This is a genomic window from Enterobacter sp. CPE_E890, from assembly GCF_046521475.1.
Classification (GTDB): Bacteria; Pseudomonadota; Gammaproteobacteria; order Enterobacterales; family Enterobacteriaceae; genus Enterobacter; species Enterobacter adelaidei.
In genome coordinates, this window is record NZ_JBKFZW010000001.1 from 2,937,719 (window position 1) to 2,955,156 (window position 17,438).

Below are 17,438 nucleotides of genomic sequence, written 5' to 3' on the forward strand. Positions count from 1 at the left end.
CATAAGCCGAATGTCTTATTGACGATGTATTTCTATAAATAACAGTCAGTTGAACTCTAAAAAGCAGAGATTTTATTTTTATCCACAGAGAATATATCCGAAATAATGTGATATCGATCACAATATATCGTCAGTGAATTAACAACAAAATTAATAAAACTTAAAAAGGAGTTGTATCCCCCTACACTTTGCGTCAATTTATGTGCCGAATAATTTCCCGCGTCGTAATAAAAAATTTATATGTATCGACTCGGGCTACATCTAAAGCGCATAGAGGGTCTTTTTTCGTGGCAAGTGCAAACAAACTCACACTCTTCATCGTGATTTTCATGCTGGCGGGTATTCTTTCAGGGGCAGCAATTCATGAGTACGCATCCGCGGATGCTATTAAAGCCTGGTCGGATAATATTACCCTTCTGACCGATATCTTCCTTCGCCTGATCAAAATGGTGATTGCACCTTTGGTCTTCAGCACGTTAACCGTCGGCATCATGAAACTGGGTGAAACCTCCACCATTGGCCGCGTTGGCGGCAAAGCGATGGTGTGGTTTATCAGCTCATCCGTGCTGTCTATTCTGGTGGGGCTGTTTATCGTCACGCTCGAGCATCCGGGAAGCGGTCTGAACCTGACGATCCCAACCGAAGCCGTCGATACCGGTCTGGCCGTTGGTGGCATGACGCTGAAAGCCTTCCTGTCTCACACCATTCCAACCAGTATCGCAGGGGCGATGTCGAACAATGAGATCCTGCAGATTGTGGTGTTCTCGATGTTCTTCGGCATCGGCGGCGCGTCGCTGGGACAGAAATTCAACGCGCCTCTGGTAGCTGCGCTGGATGTGGTTTCCCATATCATGCTGAAGGTGACGGGTTACGTGATGTACGTTGCGCCACTGGCCATTTTCGCGGCGATTTCATCCGTTATTGCCACTCAGGGTCTGGGCATTCTGTTGAACTACGCCTCCTTTATCGGTGGCTATTATGTTGCCATTCTTCTCACCTGCATGGTGCTGCTGGCCGTGGGTTACATGGTGCTGAAAAAAGAGGTGTTTCGCCTGGTCAGTATGCTGAAAGACCCGGTACTGGTAGCGTTTACCACCAGCAGCTCTGAAGCGGCCTATCCAAAAACGCTGGAACAGCTGGAGCGTTTTGGCTGCTCGCGCAACATTGCCTCTTTCGTCCTGCCGATTGGCTACTCCTTCAACCTGGTAGGTTCGATGGTGTACTGCTCTTTCGCCTCGATGTTTATCGCCCAGGCGTACAACATTCACCTGAGCTTCTCTGAAGTGACGGTATTGATGCTGACCCTGATGCTCGCTTCAAAAGGGATTGCGGGCGTACCGCGTTCATCGCTGGTCGTTCTGGCGGCAACTATTCCAAGCTTCAATATTCCGGTGGCCGGTATTCTGCTGCTGATGGGAATTGATCACTTCCTGGATATGGGTCGCTCTGCAATTAACGTTCTGGGGAATGGTATCGCGACCGCGATGCTGTCGCAGAATGAAGGTGCGCGGGAAGCGGAAGCTGAGCTGGTGGAGCAGGAAGCATAAGGGTATGAAAAAGCCGGGTGGCGGCTTCGCCTTACCCGGCCTACTAATGGCTCGAACACGTAGGCCGGATAAGCGTCAGTGCTACCCGGCTTTGTTTTACGCTACATGACTCGCCGCGATATCCAGCAGTGCCATCTCATCGCTGTTCAGCAGCTTCTCAATATTCACCAGAATCAGCATACGCTCGCCGAGCGCGCCCAGACCGGTCAGGTATTCCGTCGACAATGTGACGGCAAATTCCGGTGCAGGACGGATTTGGTCAGAGGTCAGGGAAAGCACATCAGACACGCCATCCACCACGATGCCCACTACGCGCTGCCCCAGGTTCAGAACAATCACCACGGTGTTGTCGTTGTAGTCAACGTCGCCCTGGCTGAACTTCACGCGCAGGTCAACGATTGGCACAATCACACCACGCAGGTTGGTGACACCTTTAATAAAAGCAGGCGTGTTAGCGATGCGGGTAACCTGGTCGTAACCACGGATTTCCTGCACTTTCAGAATGTCGATACCGTACTCTTCGTCACCTAAAGTGAAAACCAGGAATTCCTGCCCTGATGGCTCGCCCGCCAGTTTCGTTACATTACTCATACCGGTCATGTTATTACCTTCTACTTAATCAGGCGGCTGTGTACGCCACACGTTGTTCACGATTTAATCCCTGAAGCGCCGATACGTCGACGATCAGCGCCACGCTACCATCACCCAGAATGGTCGCGGCAGAAATACCTGGTACCTTGCGGTAGTTGCTTTCGAGGTTTTTCACCACCACCTGGTGCTGACCAATCAGCTGATCAACCAGCAGCGCGTAGCGACGGCCCGCACTTTGCAGGATCACAACGATACCCTGCGTGGCCTCTGTCTTCGCCCCGTCCACTTCAAACACTTTCCACAGTTCCACCAGCGGCAGATACTCACCGCGCACTTCGAGAACACGCTCGCCACCCGCCAGCGGATGCAGATCTTCCTCACGCGGCTGCAGCGATTCCATCACGGCGTTCAGCGGCAGAATAAAGACTTCGTCTGCCACTTTGACTGACATACCGTCCAGAATTGCCAGCGTCAGCGGCAGCAGGATGCGAATGGTGGTGCCAGAGCCTTGCTTAGACTGGATCTCAACGTGACCGCCCATCTCCTGGATGTTACGTTTCACCACGTCCATGCCCACACCGCGCCCGGACACGTCGGTCACTTGTTCCGCAGTCGAGAAGCCTGGCGCAAAGATCAACATGCCCACTTCTTCGTCGGTCATGTTTTCATTGACCGCCATCCCCTGCGAAATCGCTTTTGCCAGGATGCGTTCACGGTTAAGGCCCGCACCGTCATCGGTCACTTCGATGCAGATGTTCCCACCCTGGTGTTCCGCAGAGAGGATCAGATTGCCGACCGGAGATTTCCCGGCGGCAATGCGGTTTTCCGGCAGTTCGATACCGTGGTCGAGGCTGTTACGCACCAGGTGCGTTAACGGGTCAATAATGCGCTCGATCAGGCTCTTATCCAGTTCGGTTGAGCTGCCCATCAGGGTCAGTTCAATCTGTTTATTCAGTTTGCTGGCAAGGTCGCGGACCAGACGCGGGAAGCGGCTGAAGACATATTCCATCGGCATCATTCGGATGGACATGACCGATTCCTGCAGATCGCGGGCATTACGCTGTAATTGCCCCATGCTGGTAATCAGATCGCCGTGCGTGACCGGGTCCAGTTCGTTTGAACGTTGTGCCAGCATTGACTGAGTGATCACCAGTTCGCCCACCAGGTTAATCAGTTGGTCAACCTTCTCAACGGCAACACGGATGCTGGTGGATTCACTGGAACGCGCAGCCGGTTTTTCACCACGGCCTGGCGCCGCAGCCTCTTTTGGCACGGCTTTCAGCGCCGGAGCCGCAGGCACAACAGCCGGTGCAGTAGTCTGAGCAACAACAGCGACCTCTTCTGCTGGCGTTTCGACAACGGCCGTTTCGGTTTCGAAGGCAATCTGGTCGGCTTCAATGACGAAGCACAACACCGCCACGATATCGTCCTGGCCAATGCCGTCATCAAGCGTCGCAGCAAGACTGTCTTTGCCTTTTACCACATTGCTTAATGTCGCCAGATTACCCAGCTCTTCTTCCAGCAGGTTAACTTCATTCTCTTTCAGGCGTGACAGCACAACGCGCAATTTGCCCGCTTGTGCTTCGGCAGGGGCAGACTCCTGGGCGGCAACGGCATCGACAACGCTCAGTTTTGCGGCCGGAACAACGGCTGCGGCAACCTCACCTTTTGCTTCCAGCGCGAGCTGGCGCAGCGCATTGCAGATGTATTCAAAGCTGGCGGCATCAGGCTCTGCCGAGCTTTTATAGGCGTCGAGCTGTTCCTGCATAATATCTTTGGTTTCCAAAAACAGGTTGATAATATCGGTATTGAGCTGCATCTCACCGCGTCGTGCTTCATCAAGCAGGTTTTCCATCAAATGGGTCGTTTCCTGCAGGATGGTAAATCCAAACGTTCCGGCTCCGCCTTTAATGGAGTGCGCCGCACGGAAGATGGCATTAAGCTGCTCAGAGTCTGGTGCTTCAGGCACCAAATCGAGCAAGTGTTGCTCCATATCGGCCAACAACTCGTCGGCTTCATCAAAGAATGTCTGGTAAAAATCGCTAATATCCATGCTCACGCTATCACCTCGGATTGGCTGGTGGCGATGTTGGAACGGCAGCCGAAGGAACGGCCCCAGGCTGTTTTAAATCGTCCAGTGACTCATTCTGACTTTCGGCGTTTTCATGCAGGATGGCCTGCTCCGCCTGCTGGTTCAGCACTAAAAGACTGATACGACGGTTGATGGCGTCATCCGGCCCGCGGTCAGAGACACGCATGGTTGCTGCCATGCCGACCACGCGCAGTACCTTGCCATCATCAAGCCCACCGGCCACCAGCTCGCGACGCGAGGCGTTGGCACGATCGGCAGAAAGCTCCCAGTTGCTGTATCCCTTCTCTCCACTGGCATACGGGAAATCATCCGTGTGTCCTGACAGGCTGATTCGGTTAGGAATGCCGTTCAGCACCGGCGCAATAGCACGTAAAATATCGCGCATGTACGGCTCAACTTCCGCACTCCCGGTCTTAAACATTGGGCGGTTCTGGCTATCAATAATCTGGATACGTAACCCTTCCTGTACCAGATCGATTTTCAGATGCGGACGCAGCGCGCGCAGTTTTGGATCTGCTTCAATCAGCTGATCGAGATCGCCACGCAGTTTCTTCAGACGCGCCTGCTCCATCTTTCTTTTCAGCTCGTCGATGTTTGGCTCTTTTTTCACCTCACCCTTCTGCTGGGTGTAATCATCGCCACCGCCCGGGATTGGGCTGTCGCTGTTAGAGATGCGCGGCCCACCAGCCACCGCCGTCGCCAGCGGCGTTCGGAAATATTCCGCAATCTGGATCAGTTCTTTCGGGCTGGAGATGGAGATCAGCCACATCACCAGAAAGAACGCCATCATTGCAGTCATAAAATCGGCGTACGCAATTTTCCACGAGCCGTGTGCGCCATGCCCGCCGCCCTTATGCTTGCGTTTTTTTACGATGACGATCGGATGGGACTGGTTTTTCATGCGTCCTCAGTTGTCGTCTGTTGGTTTGGGTTTTTCACCGCACGCACGTGTTCTTCAAGCTCGATAAACGACGGACGCTCGCTGGAGTAAAGCGTTTTACGGCCAAACTCAACCGCGATCGGTGGCGCATAACCGTTGAGGTTAGAGAGCAGCGTGATCTTCACGCACTGCATCATTTTAGTCGTTTCCGCGCTCTTCTGGCGCAGAACGCTTGCCAGCGGAGAGATGAAGCCATACGCCAGCAAAATACCGAGGAAAGTACCCACCATCGCATGGGCGATCAGTGCGCCCAGCTCAGCGGCAGGACGATCCGCCGAGGCCAGGGCGTGAACAACCCCCATGACAGCGGCAACGATACCGAACGCAGGAAGGGAGTCGCCCACCAGCGCCAGGCTGTTGGCCGGCACTTCGGATTCACTTTCGTGGGTTTCGATCTCTTCGTCCATCAGCGCTTCAATTTCGAAGGTGTTCATATTGCCGCTGATGATGAGTCGCAGGTAGTCGACGATGAAATCCAGCATCATGGCGTCGGCAAGAATGCGCGGATAGCTGGCAAAAATTTCACTCTCTTTCGGGTTTTCGATATCGCGTTCAAGAGAGAACATCCCCTGTTGACGTGACTTCGCCATCAGGCGATAGAGCAGCGCCAGCAGGTCCATATACATGCTTTTGGTGTATTTCGAGCGACGGAACAGCAATGGAATCGCTTTCAGCGTGCCCTTGATCGATTTACCGTTGTTACCAACGATAAAAGCCCCTACCCCTGCGCCGCCGATGATAATAAGTTCAGCCGGTTGATAGAGTGCTCCAAGGTGCCCGCCGGTCATCATGTAACCGCCGAAAACTGTACCGAGAACTACCAGGTAACCTAATAAGATAAGCACGACATCATCCTTCCGCTAGTGACTATGGCAAGGACGTTCAGTTCGCAGCGTTTACCGTTTGCGGGGTAAAAAAAAGCAGCGGTAATTGCTTACCGCTGCTGGAATCTTGCCCACACGTTCGGGTTAAACAGCTTGTTCGATCTGTTCATCCAGCAGTTGTGGAATAATATCGGCAGCATCCCGGGAAAGTTTACGTCTTTTTACTGCACGGGATGGAGGCTGACATAAACTACAGGCGAAGCTGCCTGCAGGCTGATGAGCATGGGTAATAAAATTGCCATCGCAGCAATTGCAGCGCGACAGTTCAAGCATTCCGCTTTCAACAAAACGCACCAGCGTCCATGCGCGGGTCAGCGCCAGCAGTGGACCATCTTCCTGCTGTGGGCATTGTTCAAGGTAAAGTTTGTACGCTTTGATCACAGCGTCAACGCCGCTACACAAACCGGTTTTGAGAAGATACTGCCAGGCGTTACAGAACATGGATGCGTGGATGTTCTGCTCCCACGTCATAAACCAGTCGGTAGAAAACGGCAGCATGCCTTTCGGCGGGGGACTACCACGTAACTCTTTGTACAGTTTGATGAGACGACCACGGCTCAACTGAGTCTCGCTTTCCAGCATTTGTAAACGAGCACCCAGTGTAATCAGCTCCATGGCCAACTGTATGTCACGCGCTTCCTGAACAATGCTTTTTTCGCTCATTGCTAGGCCCTTTTCTTACGGGCTGCGTCATCAGGCTGGCTGATTTCGTTAAGCAAGCGAGTGGAGAGAAGTATACCGGTATGGATCTGTTGAAGATCGTCAACACGGGATTCCTGCGTCAGACGCGTTATTGTCTGTGAATCATCGAAACGGAACTGACAAACCAGCTGATTCGTTTCGGCCAGTTTAACCATCTGAGGGAGGGTTAACCCCCCCAGCATGGTTGCCATTTCTTCGTTAATACCCAGACGAAACATCGCGGACGCCTTGTCCTGACTAATCAAACGCTGCGCGAGCAGTAAATACGACAAATTGATGTCATAGATATGTTTTAGCAACTCGGATGTATGCATTGTTCCCATCCCGAATAACCAACTATTATTTTTATGCGGAAAGACCGCACCCCGTGATGTCGCCGGGAAATCACCCGGTATAAAAAAGAAAAGGCCAAATGCATAGTTGAATTTAGGTTTGTATTCAGTTGATACACGCAAGAGAAGAAACGCCGTTGCGCCTCTTACATCTTTTATCATTTCTTACAAATAACTAAGATTTTTCCTAATTCGACGCAAACTCTACTCGTCAGATTTGATACATACAATGCAGCCTTCCTCAAATTTAAAAAAAATGTGATCCACGTCACATAATTTAAGTGAATATCACCCATAAATCCATCAGTATGACTTGTAATTTGTTCAAATATCGAACAATCAGTACTGTTTTGTATTCTTAAATGCCGAATACTCATGCAGAAGGGTGAACATAACTGGCATATCACGTGCTTTGCCTGTCATTCCCGGTGTCTGCAATCGTTCACATCCCGAGAATGTCCTGGATACATTTTTCTTACCTCGAAAAAACATATACTTATGCGTAACGCTCAAAAAAAATGTTTCAGTATGTGATCATTCGAATTGTGTTTATAACGCGTTAAAATGATTTAATAGTGGAAGAGTAAAATTGTGTGATTTACGTTAAGTTGTTAATTTTTTTCATTTAGGCGTATTTTTCAGTTATTCTTCTTATAAGAATAATTAATGAATAATTATGATAAGCTTCACACTAATGTCGTATTCAACTCTTGCAGAACCAGGGGATTCGCGGTAAAGGTGGGTAGACGCAGTCTGTCAGACATCTAAGGAGTGCACCATGAGTTACTCCCATCTTCTTGTTTCTGTTGCTGTTTCACCCGAAAGCCATCAGCTTGTCGCCCGGGCAGTTTCCATTGCCAGGCCCCATAATGCCCGCATCAGCCTCATCACTCTCGCGGCCGAACCCGAAATGTATAACCAGCTGGCAGCCCCTATGCTTGAAGATATTCGGGAGGTACTTCAGGAAGAAACACAGCAATTTCTGCGGGAGCTGGCTGAAAAGGCACAATATCCTGTTTATGAGACCGTTATTGCAACGGGAGAACTTAATGCACATATTCTTGACATGTGTCGTAAACAGAATATTGATTTAGTGATATGCGGGAACCACAACCATAGCTTTTTATCGCGCGCGGCATGTGCGGCGAAATCTATTGTTGCTTCAAGTCAGGTCGATGTGCTGTTAGTACCTCTTGGGGGAGATTAATCCCCCAGTAGAAAATCAGGCGAGTTTAGGAAATGTCGCGATCTTTTTTTGCAGATCACCATCCTTACTTTTCGGGGCGATATCACGTAAATCCTGAATAAAATTCGCCTGCCAGTGATTAATGTCGTTCTTACGGATCGTCTCCATCATTTCGGCATGCCGGGAAATGCGCTCTGTAAGCGGCATTGTCAGGGCGCGGTTCAGGGCGTTAGCCACATCATCCCGATCGTAAGGATTTACGATAAGCGCTGAAGTGAGTTCATTTGCCGCTCCGGCAAACTGTGAAAGTACCAGTACACCCGGGTCGGCAGGATCCTGGGCCGCCACATACTCTTTCGCCACCAGGTTCATCCCGTCACGCAGCGGCGTGACCAGGCCAACGTCTGCATAGCGGAACACTTTCATCAGGATTTTACGGTCAAAGTGCTGATTCAGATAAAAGAGCGGCGTCCAGCCCAGTTGGCCATAGCGGCCGTTAATGCGCCCCGCTTCTGTCTCCAGCTGATGCCGAATGTCCTGGTAGGCCTGAACTTCGCCGCGCGACGTTGGTGCTATCTGCGTATAGCGAATTTTACCGTGGTGTTGAGGGTATTTATCCAACAGCGTTTCATATGCCAGAAAGCGTTCCGGTAACCCTTTGGAATAATCAAGTCGCTCTACCGAGAAGATATTTTTCACATGCTTAAGTTCATTCTTAAGCTGCGCCAGCTTTGATGGCAACGGCCCGGCGGCCTGCTCCGCAATCTCGTCGGGTTCAATCCCAATCGGATACACTTCGGTGTGGAATGTTTTCCCCCATGCGGTATGCGTTTTTCCACCTTTGGTCACCAGGCGCGTTTTGCCTGACACAGAATCCAAAAACGCAAGGCGATCATTTTCAGTCTGGAAGCCCAACAAATCGTAATCACATAGCGCCTCCAGCAACGCTTCATGGGGTGGTAACGCGGTAAAAATCTCCGGTGTCGGGAACGGGATATGCAGGAAAAAACCAATCCGGTTATTTACGCCCCTTTCCCGCAATTCTCTGGCGAAGGGAAGCAGATGATAATCGTGGATCCATAAAATATCGTCTTCTTCGATTAAAGGCAGCAGTTTATCCGCCAGCAGCGCGTTGACTCGCGTGTAGCCTTCGAAGGATTCACGCTGGAATTTAACCAGGTCAAGACGGTAGTGAAATGCAGGCCACAGAACGGCATTCGAGAACTGCGAGTAATACTCGTCATAGTCTTTCTCTTTTAACGCGAACGATGCCCACGTAATATTTCCGCGCGTCACTTTTTTGAGCGGTTTTTCGTCTTCACTGATTTCACCACTCCAGCCAAACCACAGCCCGCCAGCAGCTTTTAAGGCACCTAACACCCCTACCGCCAGGCCACCCGCGCTGACTTTTTTATCATCAGGCGGCGCGATTCGGTTAGAGACGACGACTAAGCGACCCATAATGGTTTCCCCCTTGGTTTTGCGCTATTTGTTGTTGTTGCTGGTTAGCGATGTCAGATATCCACTGCCAGACGCTGGCGACATCCACCAGCCGCCATTGGGCAACAGTGTCGCCGGGCCCAACCTTAACGGAGATCCCTCGGGCCTGATTCACCACGCGGAACCCTGCTTCGTCGGTCAGGTCATCCCCAAAGAAAACGGGCGTCCGGCCCTTAAAAGGTTCCTCCGCCATAAACGCGGTGATGGCCGCGCCTTTATTGATCCCTTGCGGTTTTAGCTCCACCACGCATTTACCCGGCTGTAACGCCAGTTGCGGGTGCGCATTCGCAATTTCTCTGGCAAGGGCAAGCACGCGCTCTTCATGTTGTGGGGCCTGACGATAATGCAGAGCAAAGGCCATGCCTTTAGCTTCCAGTTCTGTGCCCGGCAGTTCTGCCAGCGCAGCAGAAAGTTTCTCCTGAAGACGTTGTGTGAGTGCATCGGGAAGTGAAACGATATGTGTTTGATCATGGATGTCGCGGCGCTCCGCTCCGTGTACACCGGCCAGCGGAAAGTGGTAAGGACTGGCGAGCATATCCAGCTCGGCCATTGAGCGCCCTGATATCAATGCCAGTGCTCCCTCATTCATAAGCGAGAGCTGATGCAAATCCTGTAATACCGCATCCGGAATAGCCACCTGATCAGGGTGCGGTTTTATCCCGGCGAGCGTGCCGTCGAGATCAAAAAAGAAAGCATAGTGTCCGGACAGTACAGGCGGTGCGGTTAACAAGTCAGCCACCCTTTTCCTCCTTACGGTTTGCGAGAGGTAAACGCCTTTACCTCTTTCATAGCCATGTAAGTATAGACAGTGTGACGTGGCTCGCCATTTGACAACCGCCTCGCCAGTTTTACTGGCGAGGCGGTTAAGGGGTCAACTAAGGTTATAAGTTGAGCAGTAAAAGACGGGAAAAAGCGTTATACGGTACGCTTCGCTTTTTGCTTGTAACGGTCGAAAATCACCGCTGCCAGCAGGATCAGGCCACGAACCACGTACTGAGAGAACGGGGAAATATTCAGCAGGTTCATGGCGTTCTCTACCGTCCCTAAGATCAGGATACCGGCCACCACATATGAGATTTTTCCGATGCCGCCTTTAAGGGAAACGCCCCCTAAAACGCAGGCCGAAATGACGATCAGCTCGTAACCGATAGAGGTCATGGGCTGGCCGCTGGTCATGCGTGATGCCAGAATAATGCCCGCGGCGGCAGAAACCAGCCCCGAGAGCACAAAGATAATAATCTTGGTTCGCACGACCGGCACCCCAGCCAGACGCGCCGCTTCTTCATTGCCACCAATCGCCAGCGTATTACGGCCAAAGGTGGTCCGGTTAAGCAGGAAGCCGAACAGGATCAGGCAGGCTACGGTCAGCCAGATAGGCGCAGGCAGACCGAGCCAGTTGGCGTAACCTAGCGTAAAGAAGCGCTCGTCTTCAATCCCCACCGCTTTACCGTCGGAAATAATATAGGCCAGGCCTCGGACAATTTGCATTGTGGCAAGCGTGGTGATCAGGGCATTTATCTTCAGACGCGCAATGACAAAACCGTTGACCAGACCGCTGATGACGCCCAGTAACAGACCGGCCAGGACGCCGATCCACAGGCTTTCAGTCATGTTGATCACCACTGCCGTGGTCACACCCGCGCAGGCAATAACGGACGCCACCGACAGGTCAAAATCGCCGGAGGCCAGGCAGAAGAGCATGCCGCAGGCCACCATCCCTGACATGGAAATGGCCAACCCCAGCCCTTTCATATTAATGAAAGTGGCAAAATTAGGAACAAAGATCGCACAGGCGAGGAACAGCGCGGCAAAGACCACCAGCATGCCGTACTGATCCCAGATGCGTCCAAAACTGAAAGCCGACTTCGGCACTCCGGATGTAGTAACAGAGGACATCATTAACTCCTTACTCAGGCGACAGCCTGGCTGACTTTAGGCATGGCGAGGTTCAACGCCTGTTGTTCATTCGCCTGTTCATGAAGTAATTCACCGGCAATTTCACCTTCACGCATCACGACAATGCGGTCGGCTACGCCAAGCACCTCCGGCAGATCGCTGGAGGCGAAGAGCACCGCCACGCCGCGTTTTGCCAGTTCATAGATCACGTTATAAATTTCGTGTTTTGCCCCCACATCAATACCGCGCGTTGGCTCATCTAATAAAATGACCTTCATATCTTCCGACAGCCAGCGGCCTAAAATAGCCTTCTGCTGGTTTCCGCCGGAGAGATTCATGATCAGCTGTTCCGGGCCAGGCGTTTTGATATTCAGCGAACGAATATGGTGGTCGGCGTTGCTCGACTCCCAGCTATCGTTAATCAGGCAACCGGCGCGGATAAACTTACGGCGGGCGGAAATATTGATGTTATCGCGCACCGAATGAACCGGAATAATCCCCTCCGCTTTACGGTCTTCCGGGCAGAGCATCATCCCGGCCCTGATCGCGTGGGCCGGTTTCTGGATATCTACCCGCTCGCCGTCAATCGAAACCTGACCTTCGGTAATCCGGGTACCGCCGAATAACCCTTTCATCAACTCGCTGCGCCCCGCCCCCACCAGGCCAAACAGTCCGACGATTTCACCGCTGCGTACTGACAAGGAGACTGGCGTACGCACGCCTGGCGCTTTTACGCTATCCAGACGCAGGCGTTCAGGGCCATACTCGCGCGGCTGCCAGTGATAAATGTCACCCAACTCGCGGCCAACCATCGCCTGAACAAGCTGGTCATGGTTAACCTGCTTCATGTCGGTAAAGGTGCGTACATAGCGTCCGTCTTTAAAGACGGTAATGGCATCACTCAGGGCGAATATCTCTTCCATACGGTGCGAAACGTACAAAATGGTGCGGCCTTCCTGACGCAATTCGCGGATCACACGGAACAAATTCTCTATTTCACGCGCGGAGAGCGAACTGGTGGGTTCATCGAAGGCTATGATTCGGGCGTTACGCGCCAGCGCCTTAGCAATTTCAACCATCTGCCACTGACCAATAGAGAGATATTTCAGTGGCGTCTGAGGATCAACGTCCAGGCCAAGATGTTTAAGCTGCAGCCCCGCTTCATAATTAAGTAGCGAACGATTCACCACGCCGCTTTTATGCGGAAGCTGTCCTAAATAGATGTTTTCTGCCACGGTCATCTCAGGGATGAGGTGCAGTTCCTGATAAATAATGGCTACCCCGGCGTTGAGCGCCGCCGTGGTATCGGCAAACGCCACCTCGTCTCCGCGAATAGCCAGCGTGCCGGTCGTCGGCGTGTAGTTACCGCTGAGGATTTTCAACAGCGTGGATTTTCCCGCGCCGTTTTCCCCCATCAGGGCGTGAACCTGGCCGGCATAGCAGTCGAAACTGATATCGGTCAGCGCATTAACACCGGGGAAAGTTTTACCGATGCCGCGAAAAGAGAGATACGGCTCAGACTGTTGCATAACGTCTCCGTGATTCCAGTAGTGTGTACATCTGGCCCCTCACAGGAATGAGGGGCACAATCACAGCGAATTACTTACCGCCCAATCCTTTTTTCGCCAGTTCCTCTTTGAAGTTATCGCGGGTGATCAGCACCACGTCAGTCACTTCGGTAAATTTCGGCGGTTCAGCCCCTTTGGTTACCCAGTTGTAGAGCATCTCGCTGGATTTGTAGCCGTGAACGTCCGGGCTTGGCAGCAGAGAGCCATAGAAGCCAGTGGCCTGCGCTTTGGACAGCTCGCTGACTGCGTCAACGCCGTTGATGCCGATCCCGATCACGTCAGGCGCTTTGAAGCCCTGGCCTTCCGTCGCGCGTACTCCGCCCAGCACGGTATTGTCGTTCATCCCGACCACCAGCCAGTGTTTCACCTCCGGATGCTGAACCAGCATGGAGTTCGCGGCGTCGAAAGCACCCGGGATATCGTTGGATTTGGTGGGGACTTTGTAGATCTGTTTTTCCGGGAAGCCGGCTGCTTTCAGCGCGTCCATGGAACCGGAAGTACGGCGGCGAGCCGTGTCCAGTTCGTCCGCAGTAATGGCCATCACAGCGGTTTCTTTCACATCCCAGCCACGTTTTTGCATCTCTTTATAAAGTTCCTGGCCCTGACGTTCACCGATTTTGGTCGCCGCCATCATCACCAGAGGGACGCTGTCCATCGGTTTGCCTTTGGCGTTAACGAACTGATCGTCAACCGCAATGACCTTCATGTCGTAACCACGTGCTTTCGCCGCGATTGCCGAGCCCAGTTTTGGATCGGGTGTGCAGATAACGAAACCTTTCGCACCGCTGGCCGCCAGGCTGTCGATGGCATTCAGGGTTTTTTCACCGTCAGGCACGGCGATTTTAATCACTTCAAAACCTAAATCTTTTCCGGCTTTATCTGCGAATTTCCACTCAGTCTGGAACCAGGGTTCTTCGGGCTGTTTTACCAAAAAACCGAGTTTTAAATTCTCAGCGATAGCGGATTGTGACATAACGGCAGCCAGACCGATGGCCGCCAGCGCTTTAGTAAATTTGTGCATGGTAAACTCCAGCTTTAGCATTCTTTTCTGTAGGGAATATGTGCGTGCTTCTAATTTAATCGGACTTAAAACAAGGCATTAGCGCTTACCTCGTCATAAGCGTTATTGCTGGTGATAGTTTTAGCGGGAAATTAATCATCCATAAGAGAGCCCCATCACACCGCAGAATTACAGTAATTGCGTACATAAATTCAGCGAAAAATGACATAAAAAAGGCAGGATTTGTCAGACAAATGAAAGAGGGTTAAGCAGAATTATCCATAAGATTAGCTAAGAAATCCCTGACACCGTCCGCTGGGAAAAATGGCAACCAACGAAAAAAAAGATCAAACTGCGTTTCATCACAAATGCACGGGAACCACATAAGACTGTTATTCTGCAGAAATTGATTTAGCGCAATTTTTCCCGCGTATCATATATTCGCAATGAATAATCCGTATTTCATTTTTTCTCAGAGCATTATTCCGACTTAATATTTACGGAAGAACATTAGCATGCGACAAATTAAAATAATAATTAATTATCAATGGCTTATGCTACATTTGCTTTATGAAAATCCATTTGCAAATTTGTAGTATTTTAATTTTTGTAATGTATGGTAAAAATAAGGTGTTTAGGAGTTTTCTTACCCCGGAGACAAGGGTATGCTTATTTATATCGAACACAGGAAGTGAATTTTAGGTCGATTTTAGATACTGCGGAAATTGTATATCTGCGAGTTCTTCGTCAATGCCTGACGCTCAGGTTAAGCAGCGGACATCTCGTCCCACAGTCAATAAGGATATGAGTATGGCTACCCCAACGATGATGCAAAAACTAAATGCGCAGATGAACCTTGAGTTCTATGCGTCCAATCTGCACCTTCACTTAAGTGCGTGGTGTGCTGAGAACAGTCTTACGGGTTCAGCAACATTCTTCCGTACTCAGGCACAAAGTAACGTCACGCACATGATGCGCGTCTTTAACTTCATGAAGGCCGTTGGCGCCAATCCTGTTGTTAAAGCCCTTGATACCATTAACGATGACTACTCCTCCCTGGAAGAACTGTTCCAGAAAACGCTTGAAGAGTATGAGCAACGTTGCACCACTCTCAGTAAACTGGCCGATGAAGCCAAAGCGCAGCAAGACACTACCACCCTTAAATTCTTACGCGACATGGACAAAGAACAGCAGCAGGACGGCATGCTGCTGAAGATACTGGCGGATGAACTGCGCAATGCGCGACAGGCAGGGTTATGCCCGGAACAAACTGACCGTCACCTGCTCGACATTGTGACGGTGCAACATCACTGATCCCTTTTAACCTGCTCCCGTCCGGGCGCAGGTTCCCCATCTCACCGCCAACCTTCTGCTTTTGCTGAAATTTAACAAATCAGATCTTGCTCCCAATGATTATCCACACAACATGTAATGATTTATTTAATTACATAATCATTGACGAGGGAGCATCATGATCACCATCGAGTTTGTTGTCATTCTCCTCTGCCTGCTGACAGGTACACGTTTCGGCGGTATGGGGCTGGGGTTAATAAGCGGTATTGGGCTTTTTATTTTGTGTTTTGTTTTTGGGCTGCAACCTGGCAAGCCCCCGGTTGACGTCATGTTGACCATCCTCGCGGTGATTGGTTGTGCTGCTACTCTGCAGACCGCAGGCGGTCTCAATGTCATGATGCAATTTGCAGAGCGCCTTCTGCGTAAACACCCGCAGCACATCACACTTCTCGCCCCCTTTACTACCTGGATGCTGACTTTTCTGTGTGGCACCGGGCATGTGGTCTACACCATGTTCCCGATCATTGCAGATATCGCCCTGAAAAAAGGGATCCGCCCGGAACGTCCAATGGCGGTAGCATCCGTGGCCTCGCAGATGGCGATTACGGCATCACCGGTTTCCGTTGCCGTTGTATCGCTGGTGTCCATCCTGGGCGCTCAGCATGGAATTGGCCATGCGTGGGGCATCCTTGAAATACTTGCAGTGTCAGTTCCTGCTTCACTTTTCGGTGTAGCCATCGCTGCCCTGTGGAGTTTGCGGCGCGGGAAAGATCTGGCCGACGACATGGATTTTCAGGAGAAGCTTAAAGATCCAAAGCAGCGCGAGTTTATCTATGGCGGAACAGAGACGTTAATGAATCAACGTTTTCCAAAACAAGCCTACTGGTCCACGTGGATTTTCTTTGCCGGTATTGCCGTAGTAGTTCTGCTGGGTGCATTCCCGGAATTGCGCCCCGCCTTTGAACTGAAAGGCAAAATGACGGCGCTGTCGATGAACCTTGTCATTCAGATGATGATGTTAATTGCAGGCGCCGTAATGCTGATGGCCTGCAAGGTCAATGCCTCTGCTATTTCTAACGGTGCGGTATTCAAAGCCGGAATGGTGGCGATCTTCTCGGTGTTCGGCGTGGCGTGGATGAGTGATACCTTTTTCCAGGCGCATCTTGACGAGTTAAAACTGGCGCTGGAAGGCGTTGTGAAAAGCCACCCGTGGACGTATGCCATTGTACTGTTTCTGGTGTCGAAGCTGGTGAACAGCCAGGCCGCAGCGCTGACGGCCGTTGCGCCCATGGGCCTGATGTTGGGTATTGAGCCGAAAATGCTGATCGCCTTTTTCCCGGCGTCATACGGCTATTTTGTCCTGCCGACCTACCCAAGTGATTTGGCCTGTATCGGTTTTGACCGTTCAGGAACGACCCGCATCGGCAAATTTATCATCAACCACAGCTTTATTCTGCCAGGGCTGATTGGTGTAAGTTGCGCGTGCGCGGCAAGCTACCTGCTGGTCCAGACGTTCTTCTGATGGCATTGAAGGGCGACAAATACTGTCGCCCATTTCCACTCTTCAGTGAGACTCACTCTGCGGCGTGAATCGCAGCTCAATCAGCGCAATGGCTTTTTGGATGGCACGAAGCGTAACCGGATCAGCCGCTGCCGGATGACTGGCGAAATCAATGTTTTTCAGCTGAGTTGACATCTTCTCGCGCACTTCAACCGGCGCAATAACGTCCAGGACATCAAGAATTTGTTTGATAACCAGCTGACAGGCGACAACGTCAGAGACCAGTTCCTGATCGGCACTCAGGTTTTGAGACATGGGGGCTTTCTCCTTATTTAAAGGCCGCCATAGTAGCAAAACGCAAGCTCTTTTATCTCCCCTTCGTCACGTACAGGTACAAAAAAACCGC

At 51.3% G+C, this 17,438-nt stretch carries 16 protein-coding genes; 4 read left to right on the forward strand and 12 right to left on the reverse strand.

All coding sequences use genetic code 11. The annotated features are described in order from the left end of the window. The first annotated feature begins 287 nt into the window (after positions 1-287). On the forward strand, positions 288-1,547 hold the full coding sequence (locus tag ACLHV9_RS14430) for a dicarboxylate/amino acid:cation symporter (protein WP_028018606.1): 1,260 nt from the start codon (positions 288-290) through the stop codon (positions 1,545-1,547). Between the two features lie 96 nt (positions 1,548-1,643). On the opposite strand, the gene cheW is transcribed toward ACLHV9_RS14430, so the two are convergent. From cheW to flhD, 6 genes are all read right to left on the reverse strand, one after another. After that, a complete protein-coding gene (gene cheW / locus ACLHV9_RS14435) occupies positions 1,644-2,147 on the reverse strand; it encodes a chemotaxis protein CheW (protein WP_008500420.1) in 504 nt (167 codons plus the stop codon). A gap of 19 nt (positions 2,148-2,166) precedes the next feature. After that, entirely contained in the window at positions 2,167-4,197 is a 2,031-nt protein-coding gene (gene cheA, locus ACLHV9_RS14440; protein ID WP_028018605.1) for a chemotaxis protein CheA, read from the reverse strand. A gap of 4 nt (positions 4,198-4,201) precedes the next feature. After that, positions 4,202-5,131 carry a flagellar motor protein MotB gene (motB, locus tag ACLHV9_RS14445; protein ID WP_028018604.1) on the reverse strand — a complete coding sequence of 310 codons (930 nt, stop codon included), beginning with the start codon at positions 5,129-5,131 and terminating at the stop codon, positions 4,202-4,204. Beyond that, on the reverse strand, positions 5,128-6,015 hold the full coding sequence (motA, locus tag ACLHV9_RS14450) for a flagellar motor stator protein MotA (RefSeq protein ID WP_008500417.1): 888 nt from the start codon (positions 6,013-6,015) through the stop codon (positions 5,128-5,130). The genes motB and motA overlap by 4 nt, the downstream gene beginning before the upstream one ends. A 123-nt stretch (positions 6,016-6,138) precedes the next feature. Further along, positions 6,139-6,717, reverse strand: a complete 579-nt coding sequence (flhC, locus tag ACLHV9_RS14455; protein WP_010432486.1) for a flagellar transcriptional regulator FlhC — start codon at positions 6,715-6,717, stop codon at positions 6,139-6,141. A gap of 2 nt (positions 6,718-6,719) precedes the next feature. Further along, positions 6,720-7,070: a flagellar transcriptional regulator FlhD gene (flhD, locus tag ACLHV9_RS14460; protein ID WP_023312264.1), complete on the reverse strand. Its 351-nt coding sequence runs from the start codon at positions 7,068-7,070 to the stop codon at positions 6,720-6,722. A gap of 796 nt (positions 7,071-7,866) precedes the next feature. Here flhD and uspC point away from each other — a divergent pair. Then, positions 7,867-8,295, forward strand: a complete 429-nt coding sequence (gene uspC / locus ACLHV9_RS14465) for a universal stress protein UspC (RefSeq protein WP_028018602.1) — start codon at positions 7,867-7,869, stop codon at positions 8,293-8,295. Between the two features lie 15 nt (positions 8,296-8,310). On the opposite strand, the gene otsA is transcribed toward uspC, so the two are convergent. From otsA to araF, 5 genes are all read right to left on the reverse strand, one after another. After that, on the reverse strand, positions 8,311-9,735 hold the full coding sequence (otsA, locus tag ACLHV9_RS14470) for an alpha,alpha-trehalose-phosphate synthase (RefSeq protein WP_028018601.1): 1,425 nt from the start codon (positions 9,733-9,735) through the stop codon (positions 8,311-8,313). Continuing rightward, positions 9,710-10,513 (reverse strand): trehalose-phosphatase, encoded by an 804-nt coding sequence (gene otsB, locus ACLHV9_RS14475; protein ID WP_128347510.1) that lies wholly within the window; start codon positions 10,511-10,513, stop codon positions 9,710-9,712. The genes otsA and otsB overlap by 26 nt, the downstream gene beginning before the upstream one ends. A gap of 176 nt (positions 10,514-10,689) precedes the next feature. Next, on the reverse strand, positions 10,690-11,670 hold the full coding sequence (gene araH / locus ACLHV9_RS14480; protein WP_032666953.1) for an L-arabinose ABC transporter permease AraH: 981 nt from the start codon (positions 11,668-11,670) through the stop codon (positions 10,690-10,692). Between the two features lie 14 nt (positions 11,671-11,684). Beyond that, a complete protein-coding gene (gene araG / locus ACLHV9_RS14485; protein ID WP_407220693.1) occupies positions 11,685-13,199 on the reverse strand; it encodes an L-arabinose ABC transporter ATP-binding protein AraG in 1,515 nt (504 codons plus the stop codon). Between the two features lie 70 nt (positions 13,200-13,269). Next, positions 13,270-14,259 (reverse strand): arabinose ABC transporter substrate-binding protein AraF, encoded by a 990-nt coding sequence (gene araF, locus ACLHV9_RS14490; protein ID WP_024909787.1) that lies wholly within the window; start codon positions 14,257-14,259, stop codon positions 13,270-13,272. 789 nt (positions 14,260-15,048) lie between these two features. On the opposite strand from araF, the gene ACLHV9_RS14495 reads away from it, so the two are divergent. Next, a complete protein-coding gene (locus tag ACLHV9_RS14495; RefSeq protein WP_028018597.1) occupies positions 15,049-15,552 on the forward strand; it encodes a non-heme ferritin-like protein in 504 nt (167 codons plus the stop codon). Between the two features lie 157 nt (positions 15,553-15,709). Then, positions 15,710-17,053: an anaerobic C4-dicarboxylate transporter gene (locus ACLHV9_RS14500; protein ID WP_028018596.1), complete on the forward strand. Its 1,344-nt coding sequence runs from the start codon at positions 15,710-15,712 to the stop codon at positions 17,051-17,053. Positions 17,054-17,095: 42 nt separating this feature from the next. Here ACLHV9_RS14500 and ACLHV9_RS14505 read toward each other — a convergent pair whose 3' ends face one another. Then, positions 17,096-17,347, reverse strand: a complete 252-nt coding sequence (locus ACLHV9_RS14505; RefSeq protein ID WP_028018595.1) for a DUF2766 family protein — start codon at positions 17,345-17,347, stop codon at positions 17,096-17,098. Between the last annotated feature and the right edge of the window lie 91 nt (positions 17,348-17,438).